We start from the raw sequence: 17,291 nt of genomic DNA, 5'->3' as shown, positions 1-17,291 counted from the left end.
GCACAGCCAAAGGGTAGGTGGGTACGGTTTAAGTTCGGTAAAAAAGGCAAGCGCGATGGCCAAACAAAATCAGGCACCCCACATTTACCGATAGCAAAGGGCTCAAATCCAGCTTCAACTTGCCGGAGATGAGCTTCCTTCGACAGGTGAAGCCCTGCGCCGCACCACGGCGCGGCGCAGAACGGGGAGTCGTCACTTTATGGGATATCTAAAGCGTTTTTGAGATTGTGTTCTTGCAGGGGGCTATGGCCCGCGATGGTCGCAAAATGGGCATCGCCAAAGTGCCACAGTTCGCAGCCATGCACCAAAGCCGCTGCGGCGATCAGCAAGTCCACCGTGGGGACCCGCTGGCCGGAACGGGCCGGTGTGAAGGCCAGCTTGCCAGCCACCCCCGCCTCTTCGTTGCCCAAGGGTAGTCAGGGCAGGGCCTGCAGGTCGGTAGCGAGAAGACCGTAGTCTTTTTCGCTCTTCGCGCCGGACAGGAGTTCCACGGTAATCGGCGCTAAAACCGCGATCTCATGTACCTCCAGGGCGTTACCCAGGGCTTGCTTGACTTGGCGGGCACCCTTGGGATGATAAAACTCAATCCAGGCCGGGGTATCTACCAAAATGCGGGCCACTAGCGGGACTCCCGCAGCGCGCGTAGGGTTTCCTGGGTGAGCTCGAGCTCCACCCGCCCGGCGTGGGCCCGGATGCCCCGGCGGCGCTGCTGGCGCACCAGTTCCTGCAAGGCCCGCTCGATGGCCTCCCGCTTGGTGCGTACCCCTAGCACCCGGCGGGCCTCTTCCAGCAGAGCTTCGTCAATTTCGATGGTCATGCGGGGCATGGTGCCCCGAGTATACACGCTTTCACCAACAAGCGTAGCATGCCCAGGTAGACCCAGACCACCCCTCGCTTCGCTCGGCGAAAAAACGCCACGCTCACCTCAGGCCGCTCTTCATAGTCCTTGCTCAAGCGCCGGTTCCTACCCAACCCCGCCAACGTCCGCTCCACCACCCACCGCTTGGGCAAGGGCTTGAACCCCCTCTCCCGCGGAATCTCCGGCACCTCCTCCCCCTCCCGCACCCTTGGCCAGTAAACAGGATCTAGCCCCTCCAAGAGCACCTTCCCGCCCCACCGGTCATGCCCGTTGGCCGGGTGGACCAAGGGCGACCCCCAGTGTCCGTCACTACCTGGCGTTTCCCCGGGGCCCCCTTTTTCCCTGGTCTTCAAGATACGCTTCGCGTGACCACCGACTGGCTGTCCATAACCCGGGCGCTGGGAGAGGCGTGCCTCCCTTCTCGCTCCCGGTCCCGGCGGACCAGGGCTGGCGTTACCCGTTCCCAAACCCCCTCCTTCTGCCACTTGCGGAAGTAGGGATAGACCGTGGACCAGTGGGGCAGGTCGTGGGGCATGGCCCGCCACTTGATGCCGTTTGCAAGGTACGCTTCGCGTGACCTAGGACGTAGAGAATGGCGCTAACGATTTCGCGCCTCGGTACCGTGGCGGGACGGCCCCCGGGTTTGGGGGCCGGGATCAAGGGCTCCAGTATGGCCCACTCCACGTCTGTTAGGTCACGGGGGTAAACTGGCCGTGTAGGTTTCACCTTTCAAGCGTACCGGACTTGCCTCTCACTCCTCTTGGAGCATCACCTCGTAGTCCTGCCCTTCCCAACCCTCCTCGAAGCGCCGGGTGAACTCGAGCGAACGGTGGCCCCGAAGCAGCGCAGGCTCGAGCTGAACCCCAAAACAACCCAAACCCACTTCGGCGGCTTGCCGTTCCTGTACCCCGTGCCAGCCATCAAAACCAAAGTGCAAAGTGAAGGGCCATGCCGCCTCTACCCAGAGGGTTTGTCCGGGGAGGATCGCCCGATAGGGGGTGTCGGGGCGCCAGTGCAGGATCTGGGGAGGACGGGGGCTTTGGTAGCGTTGGGCTACCCCCTCGAGCCACTCGCTGGGATGACCCTGCTGCAAAGCCAAGAAAAGTTTGAGGTACTCGGCGTGGGCCCAGACCAAAGGCATCGCGCTGCCGCTGGGCCGCCCGGGGAACAGGCCCCGTTCGGGGATCGGCGGGCTGTCCCAGACCTGCTCGGGGATCATCCCCCCGGGGCTCGCCGATCGGACCATGGCCTGGAGGTAAGGGAGAGGGTCTTCGCCCGCCAGGAGGGCGTAGTGCCCCCACTCCCCAGCCAGCAAGGGCCAGGCCCGCCCGATCCCCCAGCCGTCGAAGGGGCTCCCGTCAGCGTGCTCCCCGTAGCCGTCTTCGTTGTAGCGGTGGTAGAAGATCCCGGTAGGGAGCTCCACCCGCAGGAGGGCCTCTACCAGCCGCACCGTCTCCCGAATGCGCGGATCCTCGGGGGAGCGCAGCCCAAGCCGCACCAGATATAGGAACTCCAGCCCCAAAAGCTCCCGGGCGGACAGGGCCTCCCCCTGGCGGTTGGCCAGCACGATCCGGCCTCTCAGGGCGGTCTCCCCCGGGGGTGAAAGACGCACGTAGTGCCCGCGGATCCCATAGCGCCGGTCCAGCGCAGTGCCCTCTACGTAGGTCCACTCCTCGATGCGGGCGTTCCAGGCATCGGCCAGCGAGAGGGCGTAGCTTCGGTCGGGCTCCGGCAAAAAATCCGCCCCTGCCGCCAGCGCGGCCACCTGCACTCCCAGGGTGAAGGGGTTGGCCCCGGCGTTCTCCTCCCAGCGATCTTGGGGGCTGTAGGGGCCGTTGCGAGCGATAAAGCGGAGGGCCTTTTGCACCATCCGCCTCACCGGGACCCCTTCGGAAAGCCCCCCCGCTTCTGCCAAGCGCACCGCCAGCAGCACCGGCAGGGCCACCTCGTCGAGCTGGAGGCCCTGCCAGTAGGGCCGCCCGTCGGGGTAGAAGTTCTGCGGCCAGCTTCCATCGGGCCGCTGGGTGGCCATGAGGTAGGCCAGCATCCGCCGGGCGTCCTGCACCTGGCCCGCCGCCAGAAGGGCCAGCCCGGCCTCCACCGCGTCGCGCGGCCAGACCAGGTGGTAGCCGCCGGGGTCGTCGTGGGAGGCACCCCAGGGGGTGGAGAGGCTGGCCACCACTGCCCCGGGGTAGGTCGCATCCTCGTGCACCCGCAGCACCATGGCCGAGGTGCGGGCCATCCGGGTGAGCTCAGGGCTCTCTCCCTCGATTCGTAGCCCCCTAGCCCAGGCCTCCCAGCCCTCCAGGTAGCGGGCCCGCACCGCCCCGTAGCCCTCGGCCAGGCTCGAGCGGGCCAGGGTTTGGGCCCCCTCGGGGGTCTCGGCGAACCCCAGCGCCAGCACCCCCTCGGGGGCTAACAGCTCGCTCATCAGGGCCACGTTGCCCTCCGCGGCCCGGCTGAAGCTCCAGGTCATGGCCCCGTTCCGGTGGAAGTCCTGCCAGCCGTCGGAAAAGCCCACAAAACCCGCGCTGGCCCGGGCAAATCCCGGCTCGGACAGGAGCGCGAGCGCCACGCTCCCTTTCTGGGCATAGACAACCGAGCCCTCCACCCAGGCAGTGTTGTCGTGGCCGCTGCTGCCCAGGTGAGGGGCCAGCAGCGGATAAAGCCGGAAGCCCTCCCCTTCCAGCCGGTAGCGCACCAGCACCACGTCGCGGTTGGGATCGACCAGAAACTCCAGCTCGAGGGTGTACCCCTCGCCCCGGTGCACCACCCGCGGCAGGGGCACCTCGGGGGCCGGGGTCGAGAGGGTATAGCGCTGCACCCGCTTGACCTCGTACCAGGCCCCTTCCCGGGCCACAATGAAGCCCAGATCGCGGATCTGTGGCTCGCCGGTGGAGGGCCAGAACACCTCGTTGAGGATGCCATAGCCCAGGGTGAACCAGATGCGGCTGGGGCCCAGGGCTGTGCCGATGAGATCCTTGCTGCTGCTGGCCCAGGTAGGGGAGATGCCCGGCGCGCCAAAAGCCTCCATCACTCACCTCCTAAGGGCCGCCAAACGTGGCCCTCGTCCATCAGCCGGGCCATCCCCGCCGGCCCTTCCGATCCGGCAGGGTAGGGTTCAGGCTGACCGCTCTTCCAGGCCTGGAGCACCGGCTCCAGAATGCGCCAGGACCACTCCACCTCATCGAAGCGCAGGAAGTGGGCCTGATCGCCTTGCAAAGCATCCAACAAAAGCCCTTCGTAGGCTGAGTAGGAGGCCTCGCCCGGCTGCTCGTAGGGGGCCTCGAGGGCTACCGGCTGGGCCTCGAGCGCAAGCCCCGGGATCTTGGCCCAGGCTTGGAGCTCGAGGGATTTGCGGGGCTGCATGTGAAAGACCAGCCAGTTGCTCCCCGGCGCCTTGGGCCCGAAGAACCGGGCGGGCACCTCATGGAACTGCACCGCCACCTCGGCGTAGTCGGCGCAAAGCCGTTTGCCGCTGCGCAGGTAAAAAGGCACCCCGCGCCAGCGCCAGTTGTCCACAAAAAGCTTGAGGGCGGCAAAGGTCTCGGTGGTGGAGGTGGGGGGGATGTGCGCTTCCTGCACATACCCCGGCACCTCCTGGCCCCTCAAGCTTCCGGCGGTGTACTGCCCCCGCACCGCGAAACTGTCCACCTGTTCCGCTGGGATGGGCCGCACCGCGCGCAGCACCTCCACCTTGTGCTCGCGCAGCACCTCGGCGTCCCAGATCGAGGGGGGCTCGAGAGCCACCAGGGTAAACAGCTGCATCAGGTGGTTTTGCAGCATGTCGCGTAAGGCCCCGGCCTGATCGTAGTAGCGCCAGCGACCCTCCAGCCCCAGGGTTTCGGCGTAGGTGATCTGCACCTGCGCGATGTGCTGGGCGTTCCAAATAGGCTCCAAAAAGCGGTTGGCAAAGCGGAAGACCAGCAGGTTCTGTACCGTCTCCTTGCCCAGGAAGTGGTCGATGCGGTAGACCTGCTTCTCAGCCCAGAAGTGGTGGATCTGGGCGTGCAGGGCTTCCGCAGAGGCGAGGTCGTACCCGAAGGGTTTCTCCACCACCAGGCGGCGGTACCCTCCCTCTTCCCGACTCAGCCCGGCCTGCCCCAGCCCCTCCGCGGCCAGGCCGAAGAGGTTGGGAGGCAGGGCCAGGTAGAACACCGCTGAGGGGGTCAGGCGTCCTTTCAATACGCTCAGGTTTTCCGCGCTGAGGTCGCCCGAGCAGTAGTCGATCCGCGCCGCCAGAGCCCCCCACCGCGCGGTGTCGAAGCCCAGGACGAACTGCCGCAGGCCCTCTTCCAGGTGGGCCACGAACTCCTCCCGGCTCCAGCCCTCTACCGCGTACCCTACGATGGAGAGGCCCTCGAGGTGGCCCAGAGCATGCAGGCGGTAGAGCGCGGGCATCAGCAGGCGGCGGGTGAGATCACCGGTGGCGCCCAGGATGACCAGGGTGGAAGGTTGTTGGGGGGTGTTCATAGAGACAAGCTATTACCAGAACCGTAAAGGTTGGGTAAAGGTGAAGATCGGATGCCTTGATGAGCGGACGATTTTGGTACCCGTGCCGTAAAACCGCGATTCCCTTAGAATATCCCTGTCCTCATGAGCGAGCTTCAACTCTCCCTCCTCCTGTTCCTGGGCAGTCTACTGGCCGGAGGGGTGGGGGCCCTCACCGGGCTGGGGGGTGGGGTGATTCTGGTGCCGCTGCTGGTGCTGGGCTTCAAAGTAGATCTGCCCTACGCCCTGGGGGCCTCGCTGGTCTCGGTGATCGCGACCTCGAGTGGGGCCGCCTCGGCCTATGTGCGGGAGGGGTACTCCAACCTGCGCATCGGGATGTTTCTGGAAGTAGCCACCACCGCAGGGGCCCTGTTGGGGGCTTATCTAGTGGGGATCCTTCCCAAAAGCTGGATCGCTACCGTGTTTGGCCTGATGCTGCTGTACTCGGCCTACCAGAGCTTCCAGGATCGCCACAAAGACGAGCAGCCCATCTCCGCGCCCTCCGACCCCTTGGCCGTGCGATTGCGGCTGGAGGGTGCCTACCCTACCCCCCAGGGCCTCCAGCCCTACAAAGTGCAGCGCGTACTCGGGGGGTTCGGCTTGATGGGGGTGGCCGGGATGCTCTCGGGGCTCTTGGGCATCGGTTCGGGGGCAGTAAAGGTGCTGGCCATGGACCGGGTGATGGGCCTGCCCTACAAGGTCTCCACCACCACCTCCAACTTTATGATCGGGGTGACCGCCGCGGCCAGCGCAGGCGTCTACCTGAGCCGAGGCTATATCGACCCCCTGCTGGCCATGCCGGTCATGTTGGGCGTGCTCCTGGGCTCGCTGTTGGGGGCGCGTATCCTGACCAGAGCCGCCCCGGCGCGGCTACGACTGCTTTTTGTGGGGGTGATTTCTCTGTTGGGGATACAGATGATTTACCAGGGCCTGCGGGGTGGACTGTGAACGACCGGGCCATGGAGGTAGTGCTGGGGTATCTGCTGCGGGCGGGGGTTTTGGTGGCCGGGGTGGTGGTTCTGGCCGGGGGCCTGATAGAGCTCGCAACTCACGGTGGCCAGAGCGTAAGCTATTCGGTCTTTAGGGGGGAGCCCGCCTCTTTGCGCTCGCTGCTGGGCATCTGGCAGGGGGCCGAGGAGGCCCGGCCCAAGCATCTGATCCAGCTGGGCCTGTTGCTCCTGGTGCTGACCCCTGTGCTACGGGTAGCCCTCTCGGCGGTGCTCTTCGCTCGGCAGCGCGACGTAATCTTTGTTGGGGTTACGCTCTGGGTGCTGGGGGTCTTGCTCTACAGCCTGGCCCGCTAGGGCTCTGGTGCCCCCCGCCGCCCCAACGCTCGTAGCATATCGCCCAGGCGGGCCATACCACTTAGGGGACTTCCAACAGTATGCCTACCCTGCGCTGAGGTAGAACAAAAGGAGTTGTGTGCGGCAATATCTACTGTACCTAGCTCTAGGATTGGGGCTGCTCCTGACCCTGCCTCCTCTGGTAGAGGATCTGGGTCTGAAGCGGGTGACCCCTTATCTGGCAGCGACGTTCGTGATAGGCGGTGTGATGTTGGTCTACGCCCTAGCTGGCATTGGACACCGGGCTCTGCGACGCCTGGGCCTGGCGCATCTGACCGGAGGGGTGCGGCTTCTGGAAGTGGTGGGTTACTTGTTGGTCTTGCTGCTGGGCCTCTCGGCAGCGGGATATCACCCCACTGCCCTGCTCGCTGGGGGGGCAGTAGCCGGTGCGGTGGTGGGTCTGGCGGCTCAGGCTACGCTCTCTAACGTGCTTTCCGGAATCGTCCTCATGCTCTCCGGCGCTTTCCGTGTGGGAGAGTATATCCGTGTGCGCTCCTGGGCTTATGGCGGGGTAGAATACCGGGGAGAAGTGCAGGATGTGACACTTTTCCACGCCGTGTTGCGAGGAGCCTCGGGCGAGATCCGCCTCCCCAATGCTCGCCTTATGGATTCAGTCATCGTCAGGGGACAGGAGCTGGCAGTGGAGGTCGTCCTACCCGAAGAGGCCCTCTGGCAGTCCCTAGGAAAAGCTCTTCCCCGGGCGCGGTTTGAAGCCACCGCTCTAAGCCCGGATGGGATACGGGGGATCCTTTACCTGCGTGGGGAGGAAGTAGCAGCGGCGCTGAAGATTTTGAGGAGTAGGGCCGCCCAGGACGAACACGAACCTCAAAATGATGGCCAGTCCAAAGAGGGATCAGGTTGCAGCCACCCACCCAAGAGCGAATAAGAACCCCTGGACTCTCCTCGTGGCAAGGCGACAGGGAGGATGTCGATGGTACGGTCTGAACGTTACCGGAGAAGGCCGTCAAGGAGCTGAAGCCAGCTAATCCTTTACCAACCTTTACGGTGTTTTTACCCTTCAGGCGCAGAGTTGGGCCAGAGGAGGCTGCCATGTTCGACCTGAACGAGCGCCTGTTGCATCTGGCCTATAGCCTGAAAGAGGTGGAGGTTGAGCTCGAGGGTTCCACCGAGCGCTTTTACCGGGGCTCTCTCCACAAACCCGGCGCGCTTTTTCTAGAAGTTGTGGAGTCGGGTGGGATAATCTATGGCCTGCAGCCTCATCCCGATTTCCGCTTCCACAGCCAGGCGGTTCGGCCTCACCCTCACTACCCTGGCTGGATCTACCTGGCCAACCCTACCGAGGAAGACGAAGAGGCCCTCTGGCAGAGCATCCAATATGCCTATGAGCGGGTGGGTGAGCTCGTTCATCCGCCAATTTCCAAGCCTATGGTTCTCGAGGCCCACCCCCTGCAGTAGGGGCTCGTGCGCAGGCGGTTCAAGACACGCTACGGGCTGCTGGTCTTGTTGCTGCTCGCCCTATTAATGTTCCCGGCCTCAGCTACACCCCCAAGGTAACGGCCCTGCCCCAAGTGCCGGCCTTCTTGGCCACCGGCCGGGTGCTTCTGCTCTCCCCCACCCCGACAACGAGACCCTGTGCTGCGCCGGGATGCTCTAGAGGCTGGTAAGAACCTATTCGAAGCGAAGGGGGACAGCATAGACCGTACCCCTCGGACGTGCGCGATGAGGGGGGGGCCTTTTGAATGCAACAGGGCGCAAGTACACCCTGCGCTGGCTGGTGCGCACCGGCGCTGGGGGTATTCGAGGATTGGCGAGACCCTACGGCTATTAGCGGGTCGTGAGGCTCAGCCCAGTGCGGCCTTACCGTCCAACCCCGAGAAGCGCAAGTCGCCGAGCAGGCCGCTGCTGGGGAAGGCATCTTGCAGAGGCCAAGAAGGGCTTTGTCCTGCTGCCCAAACGCTGGAGTTTTGCCCCGCTTCCGCCGTCTTTCACGGCTGGCCTTCTCAAGTCCTGGCGGGCTCTAGGACGTTTATCCCCCCTCGCTCGAGCTAGCCTAAGGCTATGCAAGGCGAGGCCTGGATCCGTCGCTCCCGTAAACGGCGCTACCGGCGGCTCGCCGCTTTATTTGCCGGGCCGATGGGGCCTGCCCTGCTCGGCCACCCCGAACTTGCCGGCGCCCAGGCCGAGCTCACCCAACGTTGCCCTGGAACTCCCGGGCTGTTGTGTGAAGCCACCGGAGGGGTGGCCCGTACCTGCTGGGTGCGCCGGCTCGAGGCCTTGGCCCTGAGCGCGGCCAAAGGAGGAAAGCGCCGCCGCATCCAGGAAGCCACGCTGATCCGCAAAGAGATTCTGCCCTGCTTGGAATTCCTCAAAAGCCGCTGGCCGTACGAGTGGAGGCCGGTACTCGAGTATGTTCAGCACCAGCTCGAGGCCGATCTTCAATACCTGGAAACCCCAGCCAGCGGGAAATCGGCGTAAAAGCCTGTAGTCTTTAGAGCTTGGGCATCTCTAGCCCCAGCTTACCCAGGTACAGGAGCGAGGCAATCGTCCCCGCCGAGAGGATAATCAACAGCAGGGCGAAACCGATATAGCGCAGATCGGCGGATTCACTCTTGGTCGCCACGCTGCGGGGGTTGATGGCCAGGTAGATCAGGGCGGTCACCAGCACCGCGCCGATGGTAAAGAGGGCTGCAAGCAAGTAGCCTTGGGCGTTGGTCAGACTTTCCATCCACTCTCCTTAAGGAGCCCCCAGGACCCGAGGAGGGCACCTAAGCTCTCCGATAAGCCTACCAAACCAAGCCCGTAGGTGGGTATCCCTTGCTTCCAGCCCGCCCCGAGGAGGTGCGGGCCAGGGATCTCGGGAAAATTCGGGTGCAGGGAATCGGCTTCAAAGGGGGGATAACAGCGGGTCTCGAGGTACTCCACCCCGGTAGGGGCCATCACCCGCAGGGTACGGGCCGGTCGTGCATCCGACCAGGGTACCCACTCTCCCTCAGCGATCTCCTTTTGGCCGGGGGTACGAAAGCCCAACCCGGAATGCTCGGGCTGCACTACCAGGGCCCGGCGGGGAGCCACCCAATACAAGGCCCGTGCGAAGGGGACCGCGTGTCCCGGCGAGGCGTCTATGGCCAGCACCATGCGGCCCTTGAGGTCTAGGGGCAACAAGGCCGGCAACACCCTACTCAAGATACCTCCAGGCAGCCACAAAAGCAGGGTTTCCCCGCCGTAGGCCCCCTCGAGGTAAGCATAAGTGGTCCCCAGTTCGTCTTGGAAACTACGGGTGCGCTGCTGCAAGGCCTCGCTCAGCCAGTCCTCGAGGTCGGCGGAGGCCACGAGCTGTTCGGTCATGGCTCCAGCATACCGTAGGGGCAAGCGGCAGCTCCCCGGGGCCGACCGGGTTACGCGAGGGGCTTTCCTTCGGGAACCTAAGCCCCGACGCTGAGATACTCTTTGGCCTTGGGCTCGAGCTCTTCCCACTCGATGGCGGTTTGCCGCCCGGCCTCAAACTGCTCCATGACCCAAGCGTGGAGGGCTTGCAGGCCAGGGTTATCCTTGGCGAGTTCAATCCCCAGATGTTGGCGGATCAGGAAGATCAACCCCGCCAGGCCAGACTCCTTGGTGAGCGAGACCTCGAGGGGCCTCCCCAACAGCTTCGGCACGTCAAAAGGGGCGTACATCCACCAAAATTTGTTGAGCCCGTCGGCATGGATCCCGGCGCGGGTACGGTGGGCATCTCTGCCATAAAGCGGATACTTGGCAGGTAACGGCTCGCCCATTGCGGCGTAGAGTTCGGCCAGTTCGCCCAGGACGGTGAAGTCCGGTCGGTCTTCGGGAAAGTAACCCATCCCGATCAAGTGCAGCAAAACTTGCTCCAAGGGGGCGTTCCCGGTGCGCTCCCCCTTGCCTAGGGTGGTGCCGTTGATCACCGCACAGCCCTCGCGGATCGCCGCTAAGCAGTTCGCCACGATGAGGCCGGTGTCGTTGTGGGGGTGAAACTCCAGGTCCTCCGGCTCGAGCCCCAGTTTGCGCAACTCTCGGAAGAGGCGGGGGATGCTTCGGGGCAGGGCCACGTCGTCATAGGGCAGGCCTAGGCCCATCGTGTCGCAGACCCGGAACTTGGGACGCACTCGGTAAGGCTCGGCGAGTTCCAAGGCGTTCTCGACTAAAGGCAGCATGAACTCCAAGGGGGCCCGGGTGGCGTCCTCGAGGTGGAGCCGGGGCCGAATCCCCGCGTCAAGGGCCATCTGGACAGCCTCGAGGTAAACCTTAGCAGCCTGGTTACGCCCGCCGGGTTTGAACTTGTGGAAGGTGTGGTAATCCGAGGCCGAAGCCAGCATCCCGGTCTCGCGCACGCCCAAGCTCTTGATGAGGGCCACGTCCTTGGCCGCAGCTCGGATCCAGGTGGTGGGCTCGATAGGCGCCCCCGAGCGGTAGCGCTCCAAAGCGCCTTGGAGTATAAAGCGGTCGGCTGCACGGTACACGAAGAACTCAGCCTGGCGGATGGCCCCCGAACCTCTGGTGAAGCGGCACAACAGGTCGTAGATCCGTAAGCCCTGTTCGGGCGTGAGCGGTAGGCCACCTTGTTGTCCGTCGCGGTGGGTAGTCTCGGTAGTCCAAGCCTGCAACGGCAAACTCGAGGGGCGTTCTACCCAGCGGTACCGAGGGAAATCCTCCCGGGGAAAGCTTTCTAGGAAGTATTCGGGGCTCTGGGGGTCGCTGATTTCCTTCATTGCGGAGCTCTCCTTTCCTATAGGGTCATGCCTTATCGGTAGCTCAGCCCAGATTCATAAGCCTTGCACAGGGCACTCAATCGGCTCCCTGGGGGCCTTCGTAATAGGCTCGAGCCCAAGCGGGTAGGCTGCGCCAGCGGTTCGGACGAGCTACAGCCGGGATAAACGAGCGCGCCGGGTGGAGCATCTGCGGCTCGACCGCGACGAACAAATATCCAGAGTCTAGGCCCTCTCCCAAAGCTACCGGGTCCACCTGAGCTTCCTCCCCCAGCCAGGCCTGAACCCGCTCCGCCCAGCGCTGGGCTTGGGTCGCAGTATTTCCTAGTGCAGCCACTTTTATTTGGGGCTGCACTAGAAGCGCGACCTGAGCTGTGATCCAGCGGGCCATCTGGGCTGGAGATAAGCCGAGGCGACAAGCTTCACGGGCCAGCCGGGCCGATAGCTGCAATGCCAGGACTTCCTGCGGCTCGAGCGCGGGTGGATTCTGTGATACCCGAGTCCCCCCACGCTTGTGGCCGCTTAGGTAACCCTGGCTCTCCAAGCTGGAATACACCTCCGAGACCGTGTTGGGATTGACCTTGAGCCGCCTTGCTAGTTCCTTGATGGTGGGGAGCAGTTCGCCCGGCTTCAACTGCCCAGCAACGATCAGCAAGCGAAGTTGGCTGCGGATTTGCTCAGAGAGCGGGATCGGGCTGGTACGGTCCAGGGAAAGCTCTGGTAGCATGCCTTAATAAAACTACTTATATAGTATTTAGTCAAGCGCAGCCGCTGGATGGGTCAGGTCGGCCAAAATCCTCCCTTATCGGGTAGGTGGATTATCCAGCAACGAGGGCGCGCTTCTCCTCGAGCCCGTTATACAGCGGCTTGTGGATGAACCCGCCCCCCAGCAGGCGATCCCCCTGGTAGAGCACCATGCTCTGCCCGGGGGTCACGGCGAACTGCGGCTCGGCGAGGCGAACGGTCATGCGTCCATCCCCAAGGCGTTCAACCTTCCCCCGCACGGGCCTGGTGCGGTAGCGCACTTGCACCTCGAGCGTCTCGGGCAGTTCCTCCGGCTCGACCAGCAGGTTGACCTCTCGAGCCTCGAGGCCGCTCCACAAGCACGCCTCCCGCGGCCCCACGATGACCTCGTTGGCAGCCACATCCACCCGCACCACGTAGCGCTCGAGGTGGGTCTTGAAGAGTCCCAACCCCTTCTTCTGGCCCACGGTGTAGAACTGCGCCCCCGCGTGCTCGCCGATCACCTCGCCGGTCTCGAGGTCTACTAAGGGCCCCGGCTTGGCGGTGAGGTGAGTGCTCAGGAACTCCTTCAAGTCTCCCTGCACGAAGCAAATGTTCTGGCTCTCGGGCTTCTTGGCCGTCGGCAGGCCGAAGCGCTCGGCGATGGCCCGCACCTGGGGCTTCTCCAGGTGCCCCACCGGAAACATCATGTGCGGGATGGCCTCTTTGGGAGTGCCCCAGAGAAAGTAGGTTTGATCCTTTTTGGGGTCGCCGCGGAAGAGGGCGTTCCCTTCACGGATCACGTAATGCCCGGTCGCCACAAAATCGCAGCCCAGCATGCGGGCCTTTTTGAGCAACGAGTCAAACTTGACCCGGGTGTTGCAGTGCACACAGGGGTTGGGTGTCTCCCCCGACGCATACCCGGCGATAAAGGGGTTGATAATCTTCTCCTGGAACTCCTCGCGGTAGTCAAGAAGGTAGAAAGGAATGCCTACGATATCCGCCACCCGCCTGGCTTCGTAAGCAGCGTCGGGCGAGCAACAGGTTTCGAAACAGTCATCCCTCTTATTGTCGGGCCAGAAACGCATCATGGCCCCGATCACCTCATAGCCCTGCTCCTTGAGCAACGCCGCCGAGACCGAGGAATCTACTCCCCCGGACATCGCCACGAGCACGCGCCCCTTGCCCACAAGGGTTAAGTGTACTCGATAGCTTTAGGAAGTAGAGCACACTTCCAATGCCCCGGTGGGCTGACCACACGTCAGGCGTAGCGCGTCCTACGTCGTACGTCGAACGCAGGGAATCTACCTCTAGGTGTACCGGCTCCGCCGGTCCCGATAGGGAATCTACCTCTGGGTGTACAAAAAACCCCCGCGTTTAGCGTCTGGCGTTTTGCGTATGGCGTACGACGTAAGTCGCGTATTGCGTATAGCGTGCTTCCGCATCGAGCTACCGACCGCCTCACGCCACCGGAACCGGCTGGGCAGAGGCCTTTTCGAGCGCCGCCTTGGTGCTGGCGATTGAGACCTCGATCATATCGTCGGTGGGCTCCTTGACGGTGAGCATCTGGAAGCGGAAGCCGATGGCCCGGAGCAATTTGGAAATGGGGTCGGAGTGCGTGGCCGACCAACGCAAAAGCTCAAAAGCCAGCCCCGCCACCACCGGCAGGAGCACCACCCGGCCCAAAAGCCGCCAGGCCAGGCTGTCGGGGTTGGGGATAAAGCTATATACCACCACGCTGGCCAGGATCACAAAGGCGATAAAGGTGGTGCCGCAGCGGGGATGATAGGCGGGCTGAGCCCGCACGTTGGCCACGGTAAGTTCCAGCCCCCGCTCGTAAGCGGCGATGGCCTTGTGCTCGGCTCCGTGGTACATGAAGTAGCGCTGGATGTCCGGGATCCGGCCGATAAAAAGCAGATAACCAACCAAGATGGCGGCCTTGATCACGCCAGCCACCAGGTTGTAAACCACCGGGTGCTGGGCGGCGTTGATCAGCAAACCCGATAAAAACCCCGGCAGTACGATAAACACCGCGATGCTCACCGCCAGCGATACGGCCATGGTGGTGTAGAGGGCCCCCCGCGAGAGCTGCTCATCTTCCTCCCCGGCCAGCTCGGCGCTGCGCGAGAGGGCCCGGTAAGAGACCTGCAAGGAGTCGAAGAGGGCCACGATCCCCCGCAAAAAAGGCCAGCGGGCCCACTTGTACCTTTGCGCGATCCCCACTTCCTCGTGGCGCTCCACGTGGATTTGGCCGTCCGGAAGCCGCACCGCTAGGGCCCAAGCTTCCGGGGATTTCATCATGACGCCCTCGAGGGCGGCCGAACCACCAAGCGTTTTCATCCCGACCATTCTGCCACGGCGGGATGAGTTTTGTGCAGCGACCCCTAAAGCTGTACCCGAGGAGCTGGCTGGCATACTTTGTTTTATGCGATTTTCTCGCTCTTCTCAGCAAACGTCCATGGTTTTTTCAGCTCACCCCGTGGTATATTCGCTGCCGTATGGAAATTCGTTTGAAATCCGCGCGGAGGTATGTCGAGGAAATTCCCGCCCGTTTGCGGGTAGTCGGCGTGTGGGGAGGCGAACTTACCGAGGGGGGCCAGCGCCTGCCGGCAAGGGAACAGATCAGCCAAATGATGGAGGAACTCAAGTTTCGCGGGGATTTTGGCGAAACCTTGCTGTTGCCGGTGTCGGCCCCGGGAGGAGGCGAGCCGGAGTTCGTGATGCTCTTCGGGCTGGGGGCCAAAAAACGCGGGGTGAGCCTCGAGACGGTACGCAAGGCCGGGGCCAAGCTGGTGGCGGCCGTCGCCAAGCTAGGCTTCAAAGAAGCCGTCACCGAGACCTTCTTGGCCGAGAAGTTTGGCAAGAAGGAAGCCAGCTATGCCCTGGCTGAAGGGGCCATCCTGGGCGCTTACGAGTTCAAAAAGTATAAATCCGACCCTGAAGTCAAAAGGTTGCGCTTGTGGCTAGCCCGCTCGAGCGGACCTGCCGTAGATCGCGCCGAGATCGTGGCCGAGGCGGTCAATTACGCCCGCGACCTGGTGAACGAGCCGCCCAACGTGCTAACCCCAGCCGAGCTGGCCGAGCGAGCCCGAGAGTTAGGCCGCGAGACCGGGCTACAGGTCACGGTCTGGGACGAGCGGCAGATCCAGCAAGAGGGGATGGGAGCCTTTTACGGGGTGGCCCAGGGGTCGGCCCACCCGCCCCGCTTTATTCAGATCACCTACAAGCCCCAGGGTAAACCTTCCCGGGTGCTGGCCTATGTGGGCAAGGGGCTCACCTTCGACACCGGCGGCTACTCGCTCAAGCCCAACGAAAGCATGACCACCATGAAGTCCGATATGGCCGGGGCTGCGGCGGTGATGGGGGCTATGCGGGCCATCGCCCGGATCGGGCCCGACGTCGAGGTACGGGGTTACATCGCTGCCGCCGAGAACATGGTCTCGGGTAACGCTTATCGGGTCAGCGACGTGCTCAAAAGCCTCTCCGGCAAAACCATCGAGGTGATGAACACCGACGCCGAAGGCCGCCTCACCCTGGCCGATGCCCTCACCTACGCCGACCGGGAGGGCGCAGAGGCCATTGTGGAACTCTCCACCCTTACCGGGGCCTGCGTGGTGGCCTTGGGGCAGGGGGTGGCTGGGCTATTCGCCACCGACGAGCGGCTGGGCAAAGAGGTGCAGGAGGCCGCCCTGCGGGCCGGGGAAAAGGTCTGGCCGCTGCCGCTGGAGGAAGAGTACCGCGAGTTGCTCAAAAGCACCACCGCCGATCTCAAGAATGTGAGCGGGGCCCGGCACGGCGGGGCCATCATGGCCGGGCTCTTCCTGGCGGAGTTCACCGAAAAACCCCTGGTCCACCTGGATATCGCCGGACCGGCGTACACTACCAATCCTCACAGCCTCGGCCCGGCAGGGGGAACGGGGTTTGGGGTGCGCACCCTGGTAGAGATGGTGGCTCCGGGAATTGCAGAGGAATGAGGTAGGATACGATGGTGCGTTGGGTTAACCTCCTGCTGGTATCGGCGGCGATAGCCGGAATGGGTTTGGGCACAACCAAAACGAGCGCGGGCTCACCCCTCGCAAGCGCTGCCCCCTTATCCTCGCCTACCGAATACAAGCTCGAGGTCCTGACCTGGAGTTGTACCCAGACCGGCGGGTGGATCGTGGCCCAGGGGGTGGTACGCAACATCAGCAACCAGACCCTGAGCGGGTTGCGGGCCCACCTGCGGGTGATCGGAAGCGGGCGCAGGTTGCTGGGGACCAACTCGAGCCCTATCGGCGAACGCTTCTTGCTCTCGGGGCAGCAAAGCCCCTTCCGGGTGGAGGTGCGCAGTCGCGGCGTGGGAGACTGTGACTTGTGGTTCCGCAACGCCCTGGTGGTACAGATTCCTACCAAAGTTCCACCGCCGCGCCTGCCGTAACACCCCGAGGGGCGGCCTGAGCCGCCCCTCAGCCTCAGGGATAAGCTACTGGCAATCCGGGCAGAATCCGCGCAGCTCGAGGCGGGGATCCTCCACAAACCAGCCCATGCGGGACTCGATAGCCTTTTGAATTGGCTCAGGGTTGAACTCGGGTAGATCCTTGGCGAGCACGTCTTCGATTTTGCCGCAGTTGAGGCAGAAGAGGTGGTGGTGCCTCTCGGTAAAGCCGTCGTAACGGGTGTTACCCTGTTGATCTTTGAACTCCCACAAAAGGCCCGCGTCACGCAAGACTTGAAGGTTCAAGTACACCGTGGAAAGGCCGATGGCATAGCCCTTTTTCTTCAATCCCTGGTAGAGCTCCTCGGGGGTGGGGTGCATATTCTTACGATCTAAATACGCCAAAATCCGCTCACGGGGAAGGGTGTGGCGTAGGCCGACCCCCTTTAGCCGCCCCCGATACGCCTCCCGCTCTTTAGTTTTCGCCATGGTTCACCCACCTTTCTTGATCCTCAACCCAGCATACTACGCTCTTTGGGTTTTGTGCAATTTGCAACAGGGGTGCTGCAAGGCACCGAGTCACCTCTGGGCGCAAGGGTATCGTTTAGGGGGTGTGTCCTGGATTTAGGCAACTAGGCTGCAGTAGGGAAAGCGCCGTGTCGGACGGCGTGGAAAGGTGTGACGGGGCTGTGGGAGAAGAACCGCGAGCGGACCAGGGCCTTAGCGCTCGCTCCGGATTCGCTCCAGTGGGCCCCGGTGATCTTGAGTCTTTGGCC

General features: G+C 63.5%; 22 protein-coding genes. 7 read left to right on the top strand and 15 right to left on the bottom strand.

What is annotated here, in order from left to right; genetic code table 11:
* Positions 1-197: 197 nt before the first annotated feature.
* The 8 genes from DNA98_RS18120 to zwf form a co-directional block, all read right to left on the bottom strand.
* Entirely contained in the window at positions 198-389 is a 192-nt protein-coding gene (locus DNA98_RS18120; RefSeq protein WP_233493198.1) for a hypothetical protein, read from the bottom strand.
* Between the two features lie 27 nt (positions 390-416).
* A complete protein-coding gene (locus tag DNA98_RS18115; RefSeq protein WP_233493197.1) occupies positions 417-620 on the bottom strand; it encodes a hypothetical protein in 204 nt (67 codons plus the stop codon).
* On the bottom strand, positions 620-826 hold the full coding sequence (locus DNA98_RS11800) for a type II toxin-antitoxin system VapB family antitoxin (RefSeq protein ID WP_013012885.1): 207 nt from the start codon (positions 824-826) through the stop codon (positions 620-622). The genes DNA98_RS18115 and DNA98_RS11800 overlap by 1 nt, the downstream gene beginning before the upstream one ends.
* Positions 814-1,146 carry a hypothetical protein gene (locus tag DNA98_RS18540; protein ID WP_110530943.1) on the bottom strand — a complete coding sequence of 111 codons (333 nt, stop codon included), beginning with the start codon at positions 1,144-1,146 and terminating at the stop codon, positions 814-816. The genes DNA98_RS11800 and DNA98_RS18540 overlap by 13 nt, the downstream gene beginning before the upstream one ends.
* Positions 1,147-1,208: 62 nt before the next feature.
* The gene (locus tag DNA98_RS18360; protein WP_255418288.1) at positions 1,209-1,409 is read right to left on the bottom strand and encodes a transposase; all 201 of its coding nucleotides are present in this window, start codon (positions 1,407-1,409) and stop codon (positions 1,209-1,211) included.
* Entirely contained in the window at positions 1,313-1,543 is a 231-nt protein-coding gene (locus DNA98_RS18535; protein ID WP_370444448.1) for a transposase, read from the bottom strand. The genes DNA98_RS18360 and DNA98_RS18535 overlap by 97 nt, the downstream gene beginning before the upstream one ends.
* 67 nt (positions 1,544-1,610) lie before the next feature.
* Positions 1,611-3,893 (bottom strand): glycoside hydrolase family 15 protein, encoded by a 2,283-nt coding sequence (locus DNA98_RS11780; RefSeq protein WP_110530937.1) that lies wholly within the window; start codon positions 3,891-3,893, stop codon positions 1,611-1,613.
* Entirely contained in the window at positions 3,893-5,332 is a 1,440-nt protein-coding gene (gene zwf, locus DNA98_RS11775) for a glucose-6-phosphate dehydrogenase (protein ID WP_110530935.1), read from the bottom strand. Before zwf ends, DNA98_RS11780 begins: the two co-directional genes overlap by 1 nt.
* Before the next feature lie 123 nt (positions 5,333-5,455).
* Between zwf and DNA98_RS11770 the strand changes: the two genes are divergently transcribed.
* The 5 genes from DNA98_RS11770 to DNA98_RS11750 all read left to right on the top strand — a co-directional run bounded on the left by DNA98_RS11770 (position 5,456) and on the right by DNA98_RS11750 (position 9,129).
* Positions 5,456-6,298, top strand: coding sequence for a sulfite exporter TauE/SafE family protein (locus DNA98_RS11770; RefSeq protein ID WP_110530933.1), 843 nt, complete (start codon positions 5,456-5,458; stop codon positions 6,296-6,298).
* Positions 6,295-6,654 carry a DUF1634 domain-containing protein gene (locus DNA98_RS11765; protein ID WP_110530931.1) on the top strand — a complete coding sequence of 120 codons (360 nt, stop codon included), beginning with the start codon at positions 6,295-6,297 and terminating at the stop codon, positions 6,652-6,654. The genes DNA98_RS11770 and DNA98_RS11765 overlap by 4 nt, the downstream gene beginning before the upstream one ends.
* A 118-nt stretch (positions 6,655-6,772) precedes the next feature.
* A complete protein-coding gene (locus DNA98_RS11760) occupies positions 6,773-7,579 on the top strand; it encodes a mechanosensitive ion channel family protein (protein ID WP_110530930.1) in 807 nt (268 codons plus the stop codon).
* Positions 7,580-7,743: 164 nt separating this feature from the next.
* On the top strand, positions 7,744-8,109 hold the full coding sequence (locus tag DNA98_RS11755; RefSeq protein WP_110530928.1) for a hypothetical protein: 366 nt from the start codon (positions 7,744-7,746) through the stop codon (positions 8,107-8,109).
* Positions 8,110-8,712: 603 nt separating this feature from the next.
* Complete coding sequence (locus tag DNA98_RS11750; protein ID WP_110530927.1) at positions 8,713-9,129, top strand: hypothetical protein; 417 nt, start codon at positions 8,713-8,715, stop codon at positions 9,127-9,129.
* A 13-nt stretch (positions 9,130-9,142) separates the two neighbouring features.
* Here DNA98_RS11750 and DNA98_RS11745 read toward each other — a convergent pair whose 3' ends face one another.
* From DNA98_RS11745 to DNA98_RS11720, 6 genes are all read right to left on the bottom strand, one after another.
* Positions 9,143-9,379: a hypothetical protein gene (locus DNA98_RS11745; protein ID WP_110530925.1), complete on the bottom strand. Its 237-nt coding sequence runs from the start codon at positions 9,377-9,379 to the stop codon at positions 9,143-9,145.
* A complete protein-coding gene (locus DNA98_RS11740) occupies positions 9,367-9,999 on the bottom strand; it encodes a hypothetical protein (RefSeq protein WP_110530923.1) in 633 nt (210 codons plus the stop codon). Before DNA98_RS11740 ends, DNA98_RS11745 begins: the two co-directional genes overlap by 13 nt.
* Before the next feature lie 77 nt (positions 10,000-10,076).
* The gene (locus DNA98_RS11735) at positions 10,077-11,381 is read right to left on the bottom strand and encodes a pyruvate carboxyltransferase (protein WP_110530921.1); all 1,305 of its coding nucleotides are present in this window, start codon (positions 11,379-11,381) and stop codon (positions 10,077-10,079) included.
* A 76-nt stretch (positions 11,382-11,457) separates the two neighbouring features.
* Complete coding sequence (locus DNA98_RS11730; RefSeq protein ID WP_110530919.1) at positions 11,458-12,105, bottom strand: GntR family transcriptional regulator; 648 nt, start codon at positions 12,103-12,105, stop codon at positions 11,458-11,460.
* A gap of 91 nt (positions 12,106-12,196) precedes the next feature.
* Entirely contained in the window at positions 12,197-13,291 is a 1,095-nt protein-coding gene (mnmA, locus tag DNA98_RS11725) for a tRNA 2-thiouridine(34) synthase MnmA (protein ID WP_110530917.1), read from the bottom strand.
* Between the two features lie 271 nt (positions 13,292-13,562).
* Entirely contained in the window at positions 13,563-14,441 is an 879-nt protein-coding gene (locus DNA98_RS11720; protein WP_110530915.1) for a DUF1385 domain-containing protein, read from the bottom strand.
* Positions 14,442-14,599: 158 nt separating this feature from the next.
* On the opposite strand from DNA98_RS11720, the gene DNA98_RS11715 reads away from it, so the two are divergent.
* Both DNA98_RS11715 and DNA98_RS11710 read left to right on the top strand, forming a co-directional pair.
* Positions 14,600-16,075: a leucyl aminopeptidase gene (locus DNA98_RS11715; protein WP_110530912.1), complete on the top strand. Its 1,476-nt coding sequence runs from the start codon at positions 14,600-14,602 to the stop codon at positions 16,073-16,075.
* 11 nt (positions 16,076-16,086) lie between these two features.
* Positions 16,087-16,518 (top strand): hypothetical protein, encoded by a 432-nt coding sequence (locus DNA98_RS11710; RefSeq protein WP_110530910.1) that lies wholly within the window; start codon positions 16,087-16,089, stop codon positions 16,516-16,518.
* A 45-nt stretch (positions 16,519-16,563) separates the two neighbouring features.
* Here the strand turns inward: DNA98_RS11710 and DNA98_RS11705 are convergent, their stop codons facing one another.
* Complete coding sequence (locus DNA98_RS11705; protein ID WP_110530909.1) at positions 16,564-17,004, bottom strand: Fur family transcriptional regulator; 441 nt, start codon at positions 17,002-17,004, stop codon at positions 16,564-16,566.
* Between the last annotated feature and the right edge of the window lie 287 nt (positions 17,005-17,291).

Source organism: Meiothermus sp. Pnk-1 (assembly GCF_003226535.1).
GTDB lineage: Bacteria > Deinococcota > Deinococci > Deinococcales > Thermaceae > Allomeiothermus.
This window is presented reverse-complemented; position numbering and strand designations above follow the sequence as displayed.